At 71.1% G+C, this 17,990-nt stretch carries 1 protein-coding gene (only partly in view); it reads right to left on the bottom strand.

Annotation, left to right across the window (positions count from 1 at the left end; translation table 11 throughout):
- Positions 1–8: 8 nt before the first annotated feature.
- Positions 9–17,990, bottom strand: partial view of a non-ribosomal peptide synthase/polyketide synthase gene (locus ACWDUA_RS14830; RefSeq protein WP_449751763.1) — the final stretch only. 22,335 nt of this gene lie beyond the right edge of the window; the window shows 17,982 of its 40,317 coding nt (coding positions 22,336–40,317); the start codon falls outside the window, past its right edge — the gene reads right to left on this strand; the stop codon is at positions 9–11.

The raw sequence follows: 17,990 nt of genomic DNA, 5'->3' as shown, positions 1-17,990 counted from the left end.
TGGGATGGTCATCGCTCCTCCGGAACGGTTCGGTCGAGTGTCATCAGCGCCACGAGCGTCGTCTCCGAGGGCGGTACCGGGGCCCCGGACGACAAGGCGACGATGTCGTCGAGTTCGGCAGGTGCCACCATCGCGGCGTCGTTGACCGCGAGTCCCGGTGCCGCGGTGAGCGCATCGAGGACGGTGACGAACCGGTCGACCAGCGTCGCCACCGATGACTCGTCGAACAGGTCGGTCGCGTAGATCACCGATCCGGTCCAGTCCCCGCCGGGTGCGGTGGCCAGGGTGAACGACAGGTCGACCTGCGCGGCCACCGCGGGCGGTTCGAGCGTCGACATCTCGATGCCCGTGCCGTCGTACACCGGACCCCGGACCACCGGGGCGGTCAGCGACAGCATCACCTGTGCCAGCGGCGAGAATGCCTGCGATCGAGTGGGTTCGAGGACCTCGACGAGGGTCTCGAACGGGACGTCGGCGTGGGTGAACGCCTCGAGGTCGGTGGTGCGCACCTCCTCGAGCAGGTCGGCGAACGTCATTCCGGGATCGACGCGGGTGCGCAGGACCAGGGTGTTGACGAACATGCCGATCAACGCGTCGAGCTCGCGGCGGCCACGGCCGGCGATCGGGGTGGCGACGGCGATGTCGTCGGTGGCCGACAACCTCGACAACAGCACCGCGAGCGCCGCGTGCACCACCATGAACGCGGTGACGCCGTGCTCGGTGGCCAGCCGGTCGATCCGTCCGCCGAGTTCGGCCGGGACCGAGAACCCCAGCTGCGCACCGCGGTGCGAGGCGACCGCCGGGCGTGGCCGGTCGGCCGGGAGGTCGAGGACGTCGGGGGTACCGCGCAGTTGGCGCGACCAGTAGTCGACCTGACCGCCGATCACCGACGAGGTGTCCTCCACCGATCCCAGTTCCCGATGCTGCCACAGTGCATAGTCGGCGAATTGCACGGTGAGCGGGACGAATTCCGGTTCGGAACCGACCGTCCGTGCGACGTACGCCGCGATCATGTCGCGTACCAGCGGGGTCATGGACTCACCGTCGCCGACGATGTGGTGGATCACCGCGAGCAGTGTCCACTCGTCATCGCCGCTGTGCCACAGACGAACCCGGAACGGTATCTGGGTGGTGACGTCGAACCCGGCCGTGGCGGCGGCGGTGAGCTCGGCACCCGAGGCCACCTCGGCCCAGTCGATGTCGCTCGTCCCCACCTCGGCGGGTGCGATCCGTTGCACCCCGGCACCGTCGACGGCCGGGAAGGTCGTACGCAGGATCTCGTGCCGGGCCACGACGTCGGCGATCGCCGTCCGCAGCGCGCCGACGTCGAGGTCGCCGCGCAGCCGCAGACCCACCGGGATGTTGTAGGCCGCCGAGGACGGGTCGAAGCGGTTGAGGAACCACATGCGCTGCTGGGCGAACGACAGCGGGATGCGTTCGGGTCGCGGCGATGTCGCGGTGACCGGTGCCGACGTGCCGCCGCGGAGGGCGGCGAGCCCGACGAGGTCGCGCACCGACGGTGCGTCGAACACGTCCCGGACCGAGAGATCGGCACCGAGGACCTCCCCGGCGCGTGCGGCCAGCCGGGTCGCCGACAGCGAGTTCCCGCCCAGGTCGAAGAACCCGGCGGTCGCCGACACCGATCGGATGCCGAGCACCTCGGCGAACACTGCCGCCACGGCCTTCTCCGCCGGGGTCTGTGCCTCGACGTGACCGGCGGCGGTCACCGTCGGTGCGGGCAAGGCCCGCTTGTCGACCTTGCCGGCCGAGGTCAGCGGGATCGCATCGAGCCCGGTGACGGTGGCGGGCACCATGTGTGCGGGTAGCCGCCGGGCGAGGTGATCGCGCAGTTCGGCCGGTTCGGCCGGGCGGCCGAGCACGACATAGGCGGCCAGCGAGGTGGCGACCGATCCGCCGACCCCGATCACGACCGCGGCGTCCACGGCCGGGTGGGCGGTCAGCGCCTCCTCGATCTCGCCGAGTTCGATGCGCAGGCCACGCAACTTCACCTGGTCGTCGCCGCGTCCGAGGTAGTCGACGACGAGGTCACCACGGTCGGTACGCGCCCAGCGCACCACGTCGCCGGTGCGGTACATCCGCGATCCGGTGGGGCCGAACGGGTTGGCCACGAAGCGTTCGGCGGTCAGATCGGGCCGCTCGAGGTAGCCCCGCGCCGGGGCCGCCCCCGCGGCGTACAGGTCGCCGCGGACACCGATCGGGACCGGACGCAGCCGCGCGTCGAGGACGAGCAGGTCGACACCCGGGATGGGCCCGCCGATGTCGACCGGACGCCCCGGGGTCAACGCCGTGCTCATCGTCACCGCCACCGCGGCCTCGGTGGGGCCGTAGGCGTTGTGGAATGCGACGCGGCCGGCCCAGCGGTCGACGAGTGCCTGCGGTACCGCCTCGCCCCCGGAGCCCAGCATCTGCAGATGCGGCAGGTCGGGTTCGCCGATACTGCCCAGCACCGCCGGGGTGAGGAAGACGTGGGTGAGTTCGCTGTCGTCGATGAAGCGGGCGAGCGGTTCGCCGCCGAGCACATCGGCCGGGCGGTAGACCAGTGCGCCACCGGCCACCGAGGCGAGCAGCCATTCGAGTTCCGATGCGTCGAAACTCGGTGAGGCGAAGGCCAACACACGCGAGGTGTGGTCGGCGCCGAAGCACTCCACCTGCGCCGCCGCGAAGTTGTGCACACCGCGGTAGGTCACCGGGACCCCCTTCGGGGTGCCGGTGGAACCCGAGGTGTAGATGACATACGCCACGGCATCGAGGTGGGGACGGCCGATCAGTTCGTCGGACCGGAGGGGTCCGCCGGAATCGGTTGCGACGGCCGATCGCAGCGATTCCACCTCGATCGTGTCCGGTCCCTCCCCGATCACCGCCCCCTCCCCGATCACCGGTCGCAGTGCGGCGGTGGTGATCGCGATCCGCGCCCGGCTCTCGGTGATCATGTGCGCGATCCGCTCGGCGGGGTGATCCGGATCGATCGACAGATGGGCGGCGCCGATCCGGGCCACCGCCCATTGGGCCGCCAGGAGATCTACCGATCGCGGGATCGCCAGCACGACAACCGAATCCACTCCGATTCCGGCCCGGATGAGACGGCGGGCGACGACCGTCGAGTACCGATCGAGCTCGGCGTAGGTCAGCGCACCGCCCTGGGCGTCGACGACGGCGGGCCGGTCGGCGAACCGCACGGCCTGTTCGGCGAGGACCTCGCCGAGCAACCTCGGTTCCGCCGGGGCCCCACCGGACACCGGGGTCAGTTCCCGTGCCCGGTCCGGTGCCAGCAACGCGATGTCGGCGACCGGGGTCCCGGCGTCGGCGACCGCACTGCGCAGCACCTGCCGCAGCGCCCGGGCCAGTTCGGTGATCTGGTGCTCGGCGAAGGCCTCGGGCAGATACTTCAGTGTCAGCGAGAGCCGATCTCCGGCCGGGGATGCCGCGAGGTTGAGCGGATAGTGCGTGGCATCGGTCGCGGTGACGTCGAGGATCTCCAGACCGCCGGTCAGTGACGGGTCGGCGGTGGCGATCGAGTCGCTGTCCACCGGATACGACTCGTAGACGGTCAGGGTGTCGAACAGCGCCGGGAGTCCGGTGCGGCCGACGATCTCCGACAGCGCGACGTGCTGGTGGTCGAGCACCGTGGTCTTCTGCGCGGTCATCGTGGTCAGGACGTCGGCGACGGTGGCCGCCGGGTCGACGTCGACCACCACCGGAAGGGTGTTGATGAACAGGCCGACCATCTGCTCGACCCCGTCGAGGTCGGCGGGACGTCCGGACACGGTCTCGCCGAAGGCGACCACCTGGTTGCCGGTCATCCGCGACAGCAGCACCGCCCAGGCGAACTGCAGCACGGTGGAGACCGTGACGCCCTGGGAACGGGCCAGCCGGCCGATCGCGGCGGTCAGGTCCGGATCGAGCAGTGCGATGTGGTCGCGCGGCATCGATTCGGCGCTCACCTCGAGATCCGACGACACCAGGGTCGGCTCGGCGAGCGGTTCGAGTATGCGATCCCACGCGGCGGTCCCCGCCGCGGGGTCGATCCGGGCGAGGCGACGGAGGTGGTCGCCGAAGTCGCCGGCTTGCGGTGCGTGCCGGCCGGTGAACGTGGTGCCGTCCACGTAGAGCGCCAGCATGTCGGCGAGGACGAGCGGCCCGGACCATCCGTCGAGCAGGATGTGGTGGTTGGTGACCACCAGGGTAGCGGTGTCACCGTGGGTGACCAGCCGGAACCGGATCAGTGGCGGTGCGGCCAGGTCGAACGGCCGTACCCGCTCACGCGCCGCGATCGCCTCGATCAGCCCCTCGCGATCCGCGGCGGTGGTGTCGAGTTCTTCGGTCTCCCAGGGGATGTCCACGACGTCCGGGATCACCGCGACGACGCTGCCGCCGGCCGTGCGGACATAGCCGCTGCGCAGTACCCGATGATGGGCCAGCAAATCGGATGCGGCCAGCCGGATGCGGGCACGGTCGATGTCGCCACCGAGGGTCAGCACCGCCTGGGTGACGTAGACGTCGACCGACGCCGCCCGGCCCACACCGGCCGAGGTCATCCCGGCCTGGAAGTAGAGTCCGGCCTGCAGTGGCGACAGCGGCCAGAGGGCGGCCCGCGGGTATCGCACGGCGAGGACGTCGAGATCGTCCTGGGTCAATGCCACACCCGGCACATCCGACGGGGACGGTCCCGGATCGGGGTCGGCCGCGATGTGGTCGACGACGGCTGCGAGTTCGTCCTCCCAGGCCTGTCCGAGTGCCGCGACCTCGGTGTCGGTCAGCAGTGCGCCGGGGAAGGTCAGGTCGGCGACCAGGGTGCGGCCGCCGGCGCCGGGCACCGTGGACACGGTGACCGTGAGCACCGCGGGCATCGTCATGGCCCCGGCGACGGTCGGTGGCAGCGGCGGTGCCTCGGGGGCGACGGTGAACGGGACGACGTGGGCGGCCCCGGATGCCGCACCGGCCCCGGATCTCTTGCCCGCGCCGAAGAAGTTGAACGCGATGGACGGCAGCGGGCGCTCGGCGAGTTCGGTCTGCGCTCCGTAGCGCAGGATGCCGAATCCGACTCCGGCGTCGGGCATGCCGAGACGTTCCTCCTTGGCCGCCTTGACCGCGTGCACGATGTCCACTGCCGGGTCGAGTGCCGCCGGGGCGATGGTGGTGAACCATCCGACGGTGCGCGACAGGTCGGCCCGCCGCGGATCGGTTCCGCCGGAGATGGCCTCCTCCGCCCGGCCGTGACCCTCGGTGAGCACGACGACCGTTGCGTCGTCGGCGATCCCACGCTCACGTTGCCGGCGGCGCACCGCCCGTGCGAGTGCGGCCAGCAGCACGTCCTGTGCGGTGCCGCCGAAGGCCTCGGGCACCCCGGTGAGCACCGCCTCGGTGGTGGCGGCCGACACCCGGTGGATCACCGATCTCGCGGTGGCCTCCCGATCGCGGGAGCGGTCGGGCGTGACCCCCAGGTCGGTCGGCTGCAGCGGAGACCGGACCAGCCAGTGGTCGAGCTCGGCGGTCCGGGCCCCGGCCTGGCCGGCGAGCGCACCGTACCAGGCTGCCGCACCGGTGATCTCGGGCCTGACCTGCACCGGTGCGTCATCGGTGCGCCGGGTCCACACGGTGATCAGGTCCTCGATCAGGATCGGCCACGAGACCGCGTCCACACCGAGATGGTGGATCACCAGGACGAGGCGTTGCTCGCCGCCGGAGGCATGGACCAGAACGGCGGCGACCAGGGCACCGGTCGACGGGTCGAGGCGACCCGAGGCCTGCGCGTGGGCGGTCCGCACCACCTCGGCGAAGCCCGCATCGTCCACCGCGAGTCCGGTGGTCGTCTCGGTGACGGCGGTCTGCGGATCGAACACCCCGTCGGCCACCAGGTCCCAGCCGGCACCGGCCCGACGCAGCGACACGGTGAGCATCGGGTGGGCGGCGACGACGTCGGCGACGATCGCCGCGACGGTGTCGCGGGTCGACCCGGTGGGTGCGATCAGCACCCGCGACTGGGTGAAGTCCGCGAACGGCTCGCGGCCGTCGGACAACCCGGGGCCGTCGGACAACCCGGGGCCGTCGGACAACTCGGGGCCGTCGGACAACTCGAGCATCCAGGACACGATCGGCGGGATGTCGACGGCGCCGCCGGTGTCCTCCGGTTCGGCCAGCATCGGCAGGCGATCGGTGTGATCGGCGGCCGCGGCGGCCATCGCACGGATCGTCTTGAGCTCGAAGATCTCCCGCGGTGAGAGCGAGAGTCCGGCGGCACGCGCCGCCGAGGTCAGCTGGATCGACATGATCGAGTCCCCGCCGAGTACGAAGAACGATTCGGTGACCGAGACGCGGTCGAGTCCGAGCAGCCCGGCGACCAGTGCCGCCAGGATGCGTTCGGCCTCGGTGACCGGCTCGACGAACTCCTCGTCGATCGCACCGAAATCCGGTTCCGGCAACGACTTCCGGTCGACCTTGCCCGCGGTGTTGAGCGGCATGTCGTCGAGGATCATCCACACCGAGGGCTGCATGAACTCGACGAGGTGCGCCGCCGCGTGGGTGCGCAGCGTCTCGCGGTCCAGTCCGGCCGGTCCGTCGACGTAGGCCACCAGCACCTCGCCGCCGGCCGGTGCCCGGCCGAGGGCGACGGCGGCGTGAACGACACCCGGCGCCGCGGCGACGACCGCCTCGATCTCGCCGAGCTCGATCCGCTGGCCGCGCAGCTTGACCTGGAAGTCGGTGCGGCCCAGGTACTCCAGATGTCCGTCCCGGTTCCAGCGGACCATGTCGCCGGTTCGGTAGAGACGAGCACCGGCCTGCCCGAAGGGGTCGGCGACGAACCGTTCCGAGGTGAGACCGGGACGATCGGCGTAGCCGCGGGCGATCTGCAGCCCGCCGAGGTAGAGCTCGCCCGGCACCCCGGCCGGTACCATCTGCAGCCGGCTGTCGAGGACGTGGGCGCCGACATGCCAGAGCGGCCGGCCGATCGGCACGGTCACCGGACCGGGCCGGACCTCGGCGATGGTGGCGAAGATGGTCGCCTCGGTGGGGCCGTACTGGTTGTGCAGACCCACGTGCGGCCACAGCCCCAGCAGACGGTCGACCACCGCCGGTGTCAGGGCCTCGCCACCGGTGTGCAGATGACGCAGTGACGAGATCCATTCCGTCCCGGCCTCACTCATCGCCTCCAGCAGCGAGGAGAGCATCGAGGGCACCATGATGGCGCTGGTCACGCGATGGTCGGCGATGTGGCGGGCGACGGCCCACGGATCGCGGTGCTCCCCCGGCCGCATCATCACCAGGCGGCCGCCGTCATACATCCACCGGAGGAACTCCAGCACCGACGGGTCGAAGGTGTAGTCGAGGACCTGCAGGAAGACGTCGTCGGGTCCGAAGGCGTAGTGGTCCTGGTCGAAGATCAACTGCGACAACACCGACCGGTGGGACACGGTGACCCCCTTGGGGCGACCGGTCGATCCGGAGGTGAAGATCGTGTAGGCCGCGTGATCGGGCCGCAGGGGCGCGGTTCGATCTGCGTCGGTGATCGCGGCGACCTCGCCGTCGACGGGGTCGTCGGCATCGAGGGCGACCACCGGCATACCGGTGTCCGCGGCGAGCGCGGAGATCACCTCGGGCACAGCATGTCCGGCGACCATCACCGCGACCGCACCGGCCGTGTCGAGCATGTACTGCACACGCTCGACGGGGGCGGCGGTGTCGATCGGCACATACTGTCCGCCCGCGGCGAGCACCGCCTGCAGCGCGATGACCATCTCGAAGGATCTCGGCGTGCACACACCCACCGCCACATCCGGTCCCACGCCGAGACCGATCAGGCGGCGGGCGGTGGCACCGACCCGGGAACCCAGTTCGGTGAACGACATCGCCCGACCGTCGAAGGTCACCGCGGTCGCCTCGCCGAACCGGCGCCAGGCGGCGTCGATCACGTCGGCCAGGGTGCCGTGGGTCGGCGCCCCGCGCAGTGCCTCGTCGGTGAGACCGACCTCGGCGCCGTCCGACCAGCCCGCGATCGCCGCGCGCTCGTCGGCGGTCACCAGTGCCGGGGCCGACACCGGAAGCTGCGGTGCCGCGGTCAGGTCGGCGAGCAGACGGGTGAGACGGGCGGCCAGGTCGGCGACGCGGTCGGCGTCGAACAGATCGGTCGCATAGACGATCGCGCCCTGCCACCGGTCGCCGGGGGCGCCCGGGGTCAGGCTGATCAGCAGATCCACCTTGGCGGGGACGCCCAGGTCGTCGACCGGGGTGATCTGCAGGCCGGCGATCGTCGCCGCCGGTGCGCCCGGCGCCAGTTCCGGCAGCACCGACTGGTCGAGGGTCAGCCACACCTGCGCCAGCGGCGCGAAGGCCTCCGACCGCACCGGAGCGAGGGTCTCGACGACGGTCTCGAACGGCACATCGGCATTGGCGAAGGCGTCGAGGTCGGTCTCGCGCACCACCGCGAGCAGATCGGCGAACGACATGTCCGGGTCGATCCGGGTCCGCAACACCAGCGTGTTGACGAACATGCCCACCAGCGGGTCGAGTTCGCGGCGGCCACGCCCGGCGACCGGACTGCCGATCGCGATGTCGTCGGTCGCCGACAACCGGGCCAGCAGCACCGCGAGTGCGGCGTGCACGACCATGTAGGAGGTGACCCCGGCCTCGCGGGCGATCGTGGCGACCGCGGTGGCGACGTCGGCCGGCAGGTCGAAGGCCACCGAGGCCCCCCGCTGCGAGGCGACGCGTGGCCGTGGCCGGTCGGCGGGCAGGTCGAGGACGTCGGGCAGACCGTCGAGCTGTTCGGCCCAGTAACGCAGTTGCCTGCCGACCACCGAGTCCGGATCGCCGGTGTCGCCGAGGGTCTCGCGCTGCCAGAGTGCGAAATCGGCGAACTGGATCTCCATCGGCGCGAACTCCGGTGCCGCACCCCGCAGCCGGGCCTCGTAGGCGGTGATCAGGTCACCGATCAGCGGTGCCATCGACTCGCCGTCGGCGACGATGTGGTGGGTCACCACCGCCACCACGGCCTCGCCCTCGGCGAGGGTGAGCACGCGGACCCGCAGGGGCAGGTCGGCGGTGACGTCGAATCCGGTGGTCACCGCCGTCTCGAGCTCGGCCGGTGTGTCCACCACCGCCCAGTCGAGCCGGTCGCCGATCTCGGCGACGTCACCGATCAGCTGCACCGGATCACCGTCGACGGAGACGAAGGTGGTGCGCAGGATCTCGTGGCGCACCACGAGATCGGCGATCGCCGACCGCAGTGCCCGGATGTCGAGCGGACCGCTCACGCGCATCACGATCGGCACGTTGTAGGTCGGCGACGACGGGTCGAACTGGTTGATGAACCACATCCGCTGCTGTGCGAACGACAGCGGGATACGGTCCGGCCGTGCCGGTTCGGCCACGATCGGGGCGACGATGCCGCCGTCCCGGCCGGCCGCGGCGGCCACCAGCGCCCGCACCGATCCGGCCGCGAAGACGTCGCGGACCGAGATCTCCGCCGACAGCGCCTCCCCGGCCCGGGCGGCGAGCCGCGTCGCCGAGAGCGAGTTGCCCCCGAGATCGAAGAAGTCGGCGGTCACCGACACCTCGGCGGGATCGAGATCGAGGAGTTCGGCGAAGACCCGCGCCATCGCGGCCTCGGTGGGATCGGCCGGCGCGACGAACTCGCCCGCGGTGATCACCGGATCGGGCAGCGCCCGCTTGTCGAGTTTGCCGACCGGGGTCAACGGCAGTGCGTCGAGAACCGTGATCGACGACGGGACCATGTGGGCGGGAAGGCGTTCGGCGACATGGGCACGGACCTCGTCGACGTCGAGCGACCCGGTGTCGGCCACCACGTAGCCGGCCAGTGCCGTCGCCACCGAACCACCGACGCCGACCACCACCGCGGCGCGCACACCGGGATGGCCTGCCAGCACCGCCTCGATCTCGCCGAGTTCGATCCGCAGACCACGCAGCTTGACCTGGTCGTCGCTGCGGCCGGAGTAGTCCAGGACCACCTCACCGGCACTGTTCTGCCGCCACCGGACGACGTCACCGGTGCGGTACATGCGGTCACCGTCCGGCCCGTGCGGGTTGGCGACGAACCGGCTCGCCGTGCGTGCCGGGTCGTCGAGGTAACCGCGCGAGAGTGCGCCGCCACACACGTAGAGCTCCCCGGGCACACCCACCGGGACCGGACGCAGCCGGGTGTCGAGCACCATCAGCCCGACACCGGCGAGCGGACCGCCGAGGGTGACCGGCTCGCCGACACCCATCGGCGCACTGATCGTCACGCCGATCGTGGTCTCGGTGGGGCCGTACAGATTCTGCACCCGCCGGAACGCCGCCCACTGGTCCTTGAGCGCCTGCGGCACCGCCTCGCCGCCCGCATAGACCACGCGCAGCGTCGGAACACCGTGTGGCTCCAGGGTCGCCAGCACCGACGGGGTGAGGAAGGCGTGGGTGACCGCCTGCCGGGCCATGTGGTCGGCCAGCCCCGGACCGCCGACGGCGTCGGACGGCCGGTAGATCAGGACACCGCCGGACACCGTGGCCAGCAGGTACTCCAGCACCGAGGCGTCGAAACTCGGCGACGCGAAGCCGAGGACCCGCGCGTACTCGTCGGCACCGCTGCGGCGGATCTCCTCGGCGGCGAAGTTCGCCAGCCCGGTGTGGGTGACCGCCACGCCCTTCGGCCGGCCGGTCGACCCGGAGGTGTAGATGACGTAGGCGATCGAGGTCGGATGGACCGTGGCGAGGCGATCGGTGTCGGTGATCGCCGCGTCGGAGGTCGAGGCGATCGTCGCGGTCACCGCGTCGTCGTCGATCCGTATCCACTCGAATGCCGTACCCGGCAGATCTCCGGCGGCGGCGACGGTGAGTCCCAGCACTGCCCCGGAGTCCTCGATCATCGTGGCGATCCGGTCGGCCGGGTAGTCGGCGTCGATCGGGACGTAGCCGCCGCCGGTCTTGGCGACCGCCCAGATCGCGGTCAGCAGACGTGCCGATCGGCCCATCGCGAGCGCGACCAGCGACTCGGCGCCGATCCCCTGCCCGATCAGCCAGTGCGCCAGTCGATTCGAGCGCGCATCGAGCTCGGCATAGGTGAGCATCTCACCGTCGGCGTCCACCACGGCCTGCCGTGGCCCCCAGGTGGTGGCGGCGGTGGCGACGATGTCGGCGAGGATCACCGGCGGGGTCTGGCGCCCGCCGGTCACCACCACATCCGAATCGAAGGCGGCGGGATCGAACGAACTCGCCACCGGCGCCGGGGTCACCGGCCGGGGTGCGCGGGCCAGTTCCCCGACGGTCGTACCCGCCGAGAACGGCACGTCACCGACGAGGATGCGCGGATCGGCGACCACGGCCTCGAGCACCCCGACGAGGTGCTCGGCCAGCCCCGACACCGTCGGCTCGTCGAACAGGTCGGTGGCGTACACGATCGAGGCCTGCCACGGTGCGGCGTCGGCATGGGCCACCGAGACCATGAGGTCCACCCGGGCCCGCACGGTGTCCGGCGTCAGCGGGGTCAGCGTGAGGTCGCCGAGCCGCCCGGCGGCCAGATCGGCCCCGGCGGTCTCGGGCAGGGTGGACTGGTCGAAGGTCAGCCACACCTGTGAGAACGGTGCGAACGCCGCCGAGCGCGGCGCCCCGGACGCCTCGACGACGGCCTCGAACGGGACGTCGGCGTTGGCGAAGGCGTCGAGATCGGTGCGCCTGACCTCGTCGAGGAGGGCGGCGAATGTGGCGTCCCGGTCGACTCGGGTCCGCAGGATCAGTGTGTTGACGAACATACCGATCAGCGGATCCAGCTCCGCGGAGCCGCGACCGGCGATCGGGGTCCCCACCGCGATGTCGTCGGCGGCACCGAGCCGGGCCAGGACCACCGAGAGTGCGGCGTGGACCACCATGAACGGTGTCGTACCGGATTCGCGTGCGAGATCGTCGATCCGGGCACCGAGGCCGGTGTCGATCCCGAATCCGACGCGGCCACCGCGTCCCGAGGCGACCGGTGGGCGCGGCCGATCGGTCGGCAGGTCGCCGACCGGGTCGAGGCCGGCCAGCCGGCCGGTCCAGTACGCCAGTTGTCCGCCCACCGACGATCCCGGGTTCTCCGGGCTGCCCAGAACGCGGTGCTGCCAGATCGCGACATCGGCGAACTGCACTGCCAGCGGCGCGAAGTCGGGGTCGGTGTCGGCCGATTCGGCGAGGTAGGCGGTGGTGAGGTCGGCGATCAGCGGTGCCATCGACTCACCGTCGGAGGCGATGTGATGGGTGATCACGGCGATGACGTACTCGGCCGGTGCGGTACGGGCGACCCGTACCCGGATCGGCCACGCGGTGGTGACGTCGAACCCGGTCTCCACCGCCTCCCGGATCTCGTCGGTCGAGTCCACCACGGCCCAGTCGAGCCGGGCCGCCACCGACGACACCCGCCCGATCTTCTGGTATCCGATGCCGTCGGCCGACGGGAAGGTGGTCCGCAGGATCTCGTGGCGCACGACGACGGCGATCAGTGCCGCGTGCAGCGCGTCCACGTCGAGATCGCCCGACACCTGCAGGACGACCGGGATGTTGTAGGCCGGCGAGGCGGGGTCGAGCCGGTTGATGAACCACATGCGCTGCTGCGCGAAGGCCAGCGGGATGCGCTCCGGGCGTGGATCGGCCACGGTGACCGGTCCGGGTGCCGCGCCGCTGTGGTCGGGGGTGCCGATCCGCGCGGCGAGGTCACGCACGGTCGGTGCATCGAACAGGTCCCGGACCCCCAGCTCGCGGCCGAGGATCTGGCCGGCGCGGGCGGTGAGCCGCATCGCCGACAGCGAGTTGCCACCGAGATCGAAGAAGTGGTCGGTGGCACCGACCCGGTCGGTGCCGAGTACCTCGGCGAACACCGCGGCCAGCGTGCGCTCGGTGCCGGTCTCCGGTTCGACGTACTCCGATGCCTCGAAGACCGGTTCCGGCAACGCCTTTCGATCGATCTTGCCCGCCGTGTTGAGGGCGAGGTGGTCGACCGGCATCCACACGGTGGGCCGCATGTACTCCGGTAGTGCGGCGGCGACGGTCGCCCGCACCGCGTCGAGGTCGATCTCCGTGCCGGTCGCGGCCGACACATAGCCGACGAGGTGTTCTCCCCCGCCGGGTGCCGTCGCCACGGTCGCCGCGGTGTGTACCACGCCCGGCGCCGAGGCGATCACCGCCTCGATCTCCCCCAGCTCGATCCGCTGGCCGCGCAGCTTGACCTGGAAGTCGGTGCGGCCCAGGTACTCCAGCACACCGCCGGCGCGGCGGCGCACCAGGTCGCCGGTCCGGTACAGCCGTGTCCCGGGTGCCCCGTAGGGGTCGGCGACGAACCGTTCGGCGGTCAGGTCGGCCCGGGCGGCATAGCCGCGGGCGAGCTGGACCCCGCCGAGGTAGAGCTCACCGGCGACACCGTCAGGGACTCGGTGCAGACGTGAATCGAGCACCACCGCAGACGAATTCCACATCGGCACGCCGATCGGGACCGTCGGGTCGCCGGCCGAGACGGTCTCGATGCGCCGATAGGTGATCTCGACCGCGGCCTCGGTGGGGCCGTACAGGTTGTAGAACAACGCCTCCGGCCAGATCTGCCGGACGGTCGCGGCCACGGCCGGCGGCAGCGCCTCACCGGTCGTGGAGAGAATCCGCACCGTGTCGAGCCGGGCGAGCCGGTCGGTCTCCACGACCTCGAGGAACACCGACAGGATCGACGGCACGAAGTGCACCATCGTCACACCGGTGCGTTCGATCTCGTCGGCCACATGGACCGGGTCGAGGTGGCCGCCGTCGCGCAGGACCACGGTCGTCGCACCGATCATCAACGGCGCGAACAACTCCGGAACCGAGCAGTCGAAGGTGTAGGGCGTCTTCTGCAGCACCACGTCGGTGGTGTCGAGGGGCAGTTCGTCGAGTCCCCACCACAGGCGGTTGAGCACGGCGGCATGCGAGAGCGTGACCCCCTTGGGGCGACCGGTGGATCCGGAGGTGAACAGGGTGTAGACCGCCGCGTCGGGGCGCAGCGGGGCAAGCCGGTCGGCGTCGGTGACGGGGGCGACGGTGAGATCGGCCGGACCGGAAGTGTTCACCGTCAGCACCGCGATCCCGGCGGCTCGGGCCGCCGTCGCGGCATCCGACCCGGAGGTCTCGGCGGCGGTCAGCAACACCGCGGCACCGGCGGTGGTGAGCATGTACTCCACACGGTCTGCGGGTGCCGAGATCTCCACGGGCACATACTGTCCGCCTGCGGCGATCACCGCGTGGACGGCCACCATCATCTCCGGCGAACGCGGAATGCACAGGGCCACGGCCACATCGGGTCCCACACCGGCGGCGATGAGATCGCGGGCGAGGGTGCCGACCCGGGCACCGAACTCGGCGAACGAGATCTCCCGGTCGCCGGCGACGAGCGCGACGGACCGGCGGTGCGCCGCGATACCCGCGGCGATCGCGTCGGCCACGGTGGTCACCGCCGGAAGATCCACCGTCTTCATGGGCGGAAGATCCACCGTCTTCATGGGCGGAAGATCCACCACGGCACCGAGTTCGGTGCCCTCGATGGTGCGGTTCTCGGCGTCGTCGACGATCCGGATATCGCCGACGGCGCCGTCCGGGGTCGCGGTGAGCAGGTCGAGTACCCGCACGAGCCGCCGGTTGAGCCGGTCGATGGACGCCTCGTCGAACAGGTCGGTGGCATAGGTGGTCCGGAGATCCCAGTTCTGCCCGGCCGGTGCGGTGGACACCACGACGTTGAGGTCGAGCTGTGCGGGCACCTCGGCGGGCTCCACCGCGGTGAGGGTGAGTTCGTCACCGGTGACCGCACCGATCGCCTCGATCACCGAGGCACCGCGGGCGGCCTCGTTGAAGGTCAGCATCACCTGTGCCAGTGGCGAGAAGGCCTCTGACCGGGTCGGCTCGAGTGCCTCGACGACGGTCTCGAAGGGGACGTCGGCGTGTGCGAAGGCCGCCAGATCGGCGGTACGGACACCGTGCAACAGGTCCGTGAACGTCTCGTCGGCGACGATCCCGGTGCGCAACACCAGGGTGTTCACGAACATGCCGATCAGCGGGTCGAGGACGCGCTGTCCACGTCCGGCGACCGGAACGGCGATCGCGATGTCCTCGGCCGTCGCCAGCCGGGCGAGCAGTACCGCGAGAGCGGCGTGCACCACCATGAACGGGGTGACCCCGACATCGCGGGCCACCGCTGCGATGCGGTCGGCGAGTTCGGCGGGGATGCCCAGTCCGGTCCGGGCACCGCGCTGTGATGCCACCGGCGGACGTGGCCGGTCGGTGGGCAGTTCGAGGAGATCGGGCAGTCCGGCGAGCGCGCCGGTCCAGTAGGCCAGCTGGGCGCCGACCACCGAGTCGGCGGCGTCGGCCGAGCCGAGCTCGGCATGCTGCCAGATCGCGTAGTCGGCGAACTGCACCGAGAGCGGCGTGAAGTCCGGTTCCACACCGCGGGTCCGGGCCGCGTAGGCGGTGGTCATGTCGGTCACCAGCGGCACCATCGACTCGCCGTCGGCGGCGATGTGGTGCATCACCACGGCCAGGACGTGCTCGTCGGCCGACACCGGCCACAGCCGCACCCGGACCGGCAGCGTCTCGGTGAGGTCGAACCCCGACATCACCGCGGATTCGACGTCGGCCGCGGAATCGACATCGGCCGCGGAATCGACGACCGCCCAGTCGAATCGGTCGACCATCTGTTCCGGCGACAGGATCATCTGACGGCCGGCACCGTCCTGTGCGGGGAACACCGTGCGCAGGATCTCGTGCCGGGTGACGACGTCGAGCAGCGCCGTCCGCAGGGTGGGTACCTCGAGACGTCCCCGGATCCGCACCACCACCGGGATGTTGTAAGCCGCGGACCGCGCGTCGAAGCGGTTGAGGAACCACATGCGCTGCTGGGCGAACGACAGCGGGATGTGCTCCGGTCGCGGGCTGACCGCGGTGATCGGGGCGAGGCCGGCACCACGGTCGGCGACCAAGGCCAGCAGTGCCCGCACCGACGGTGCCTCGAAGACATCGCGTACCGAGACGTCCACGCCGAGCACATCGGCCACCCGGGCCGCCAGCCGCGACGCCGACAACGAGTTGCCGCCGATGTCGAAGAAGCCTGTGGTGACCCCGATCTCGGCCGGATCGTCGAGTCCGAGGACATCGGCGAACACCTCGGCGAGCATCAGTTCGTCGGCGCTCGCGGCCTCCACGATCCCGCCGGTGTGTGCCACCGGCTCCGGGATCGGCAGCGCGCCGCGGTCGAGTTTGCCGTTCGCGGTCAGCGGCAGCCGGTCGATTCCCATCACCACGTCGGGAACCATGTAGCCGGGTACCACCTTCGCGGCGCTCGCCCGGATGAGCTGGGCATCGGGCTCCCCGGAACCAGGTCCGGTACCGCCGAGCACCACATAGCCGATCAGTTGGTCACCGCGCCCGGGCATCTCGACGACGCGTGCGGCGGCGGCGAGTACCTCCGGCGCCGCGAGCAGTGCCGCCTCGACCTCGCCGTATTCGATCCGGTAGCCACGCAGTTGTACCTGGGCGTCGCCGCGTCCGAGGTATTCGATGTCCCCACCGATGCGGCGGGCGAGGTCACCGGTGCGGTACATGCGCTCGGCGGTGCCGAACGGGGAGGCGACGAAACGTGTCGCCGACAGTCCCCTCCGCCGCAGATATCCTTGTGCCAGTTGGTGTCCGGTCACATACATCTCACCGACGACGCCGTCGGGCACCGGCCGCAGCCGGCCGTCGAGGAGGTGGATGCCCAGGCTGTTCAGCGGCCGGCCGACGAAGCTGGCGTCACCCGCGGCGACCACGGCGGGATCGAGTGCGCGGAAGCTGACGTGCACGGTGGTCTCGGTGATCCCGTACATGTTGACCAGGGTCGCGGTGTCGGCGGGGTGCTCGTCGAACCAGCGGCGGACATACTCGAATTCCAGTGCCTCGCCGCCGAAGACGAGGTAGCGCAGATCCGGGAGTGCGGTCGGTGTGCGTCGCCGCGCCTCGCCGAGCTGGACGAAGGCCGACGGGGTGAGGCTGACGACGGTGGCATGTTCGTCGGCGAGCAGGCCGAGGAACTCCTCCGGGGAGCGTGCGACGTCCCGGTCGACGATCACGCACCGGGCCCCGGTGCACAGTGCGCCCCACAACTCCCACACCGAGAAGTCGAAGGCATAGGAGTGGAACAGGGTCCAGGTGTCGGTCTCGCACAGGGTGAACTCGGCCGCCGCGGCGTCGAGCAGGGCCACCACGTCGCGATGGCTGACCGCCACCCCCTTGGGCACACCGGTGGAACCCGACGTGTAGATCACGTAGGCGAGGGTGTCGGGGTGCACCCGCGGCAGGTCCGCCGGTGTATGCGCCGCGCCGTCGGACACCAGTGACCCGATGTCGGCGATCGCCACGGATTCGGGCAGCTCCGCCCACAGGGATGCGCCCGCCGAGCCGGCGTCGGTGATCACCACAGCGGGTGCGGCGTCGGTGACGATGTGCCGCAGGCGTTCGGTCGGGTTGGTCAGATCGAGCGGCAGGTAGCCGGCCCCGGCGCGCAGGACACCGAGGATCGCCACCGGCAGATCGGTGCCGCGTCCGGTGGCCACGCCGACCAGGTCCCCCACCCGCACACCGCGGTCGATCAGCGCGGTGGCCACCGCGGCCGACCGCCGGTCGAGGTCGCCGTATCCGAGTGCCGACCGTCCGGCGGTGACCGCCACGCGATCGGCGAACCGGGTGAACGACTCGCCGGCGAGGTCGACCAGACTGCGCCCGGATCGGGGGCCGGGCACCGGTTCCACAAGGGCCTCGACGTAGCGGTCCACGTCGAGCAGCGCGATGTCGCCGACCGGTGGGGACGGCGTCTCGGCGACGGCGTCGAGCACCCGCAGCAGCATGTCGGTGAAGATCTCCACCTGCCGGTCGCCGAAGGCCGACGGCAGATATGCCAGCGTCATCCGGAGGGCGTCACCCCGCAGGGACGAGATCAGGGTGAGCGGGTAGTGGGTGGCGTC

Source organism: Gordonia sp. NPDC003376 (assembly GCF_053589235.1).
This window is presented reverse-complemented; position numbering and strand designations above follow the sequence as displayed.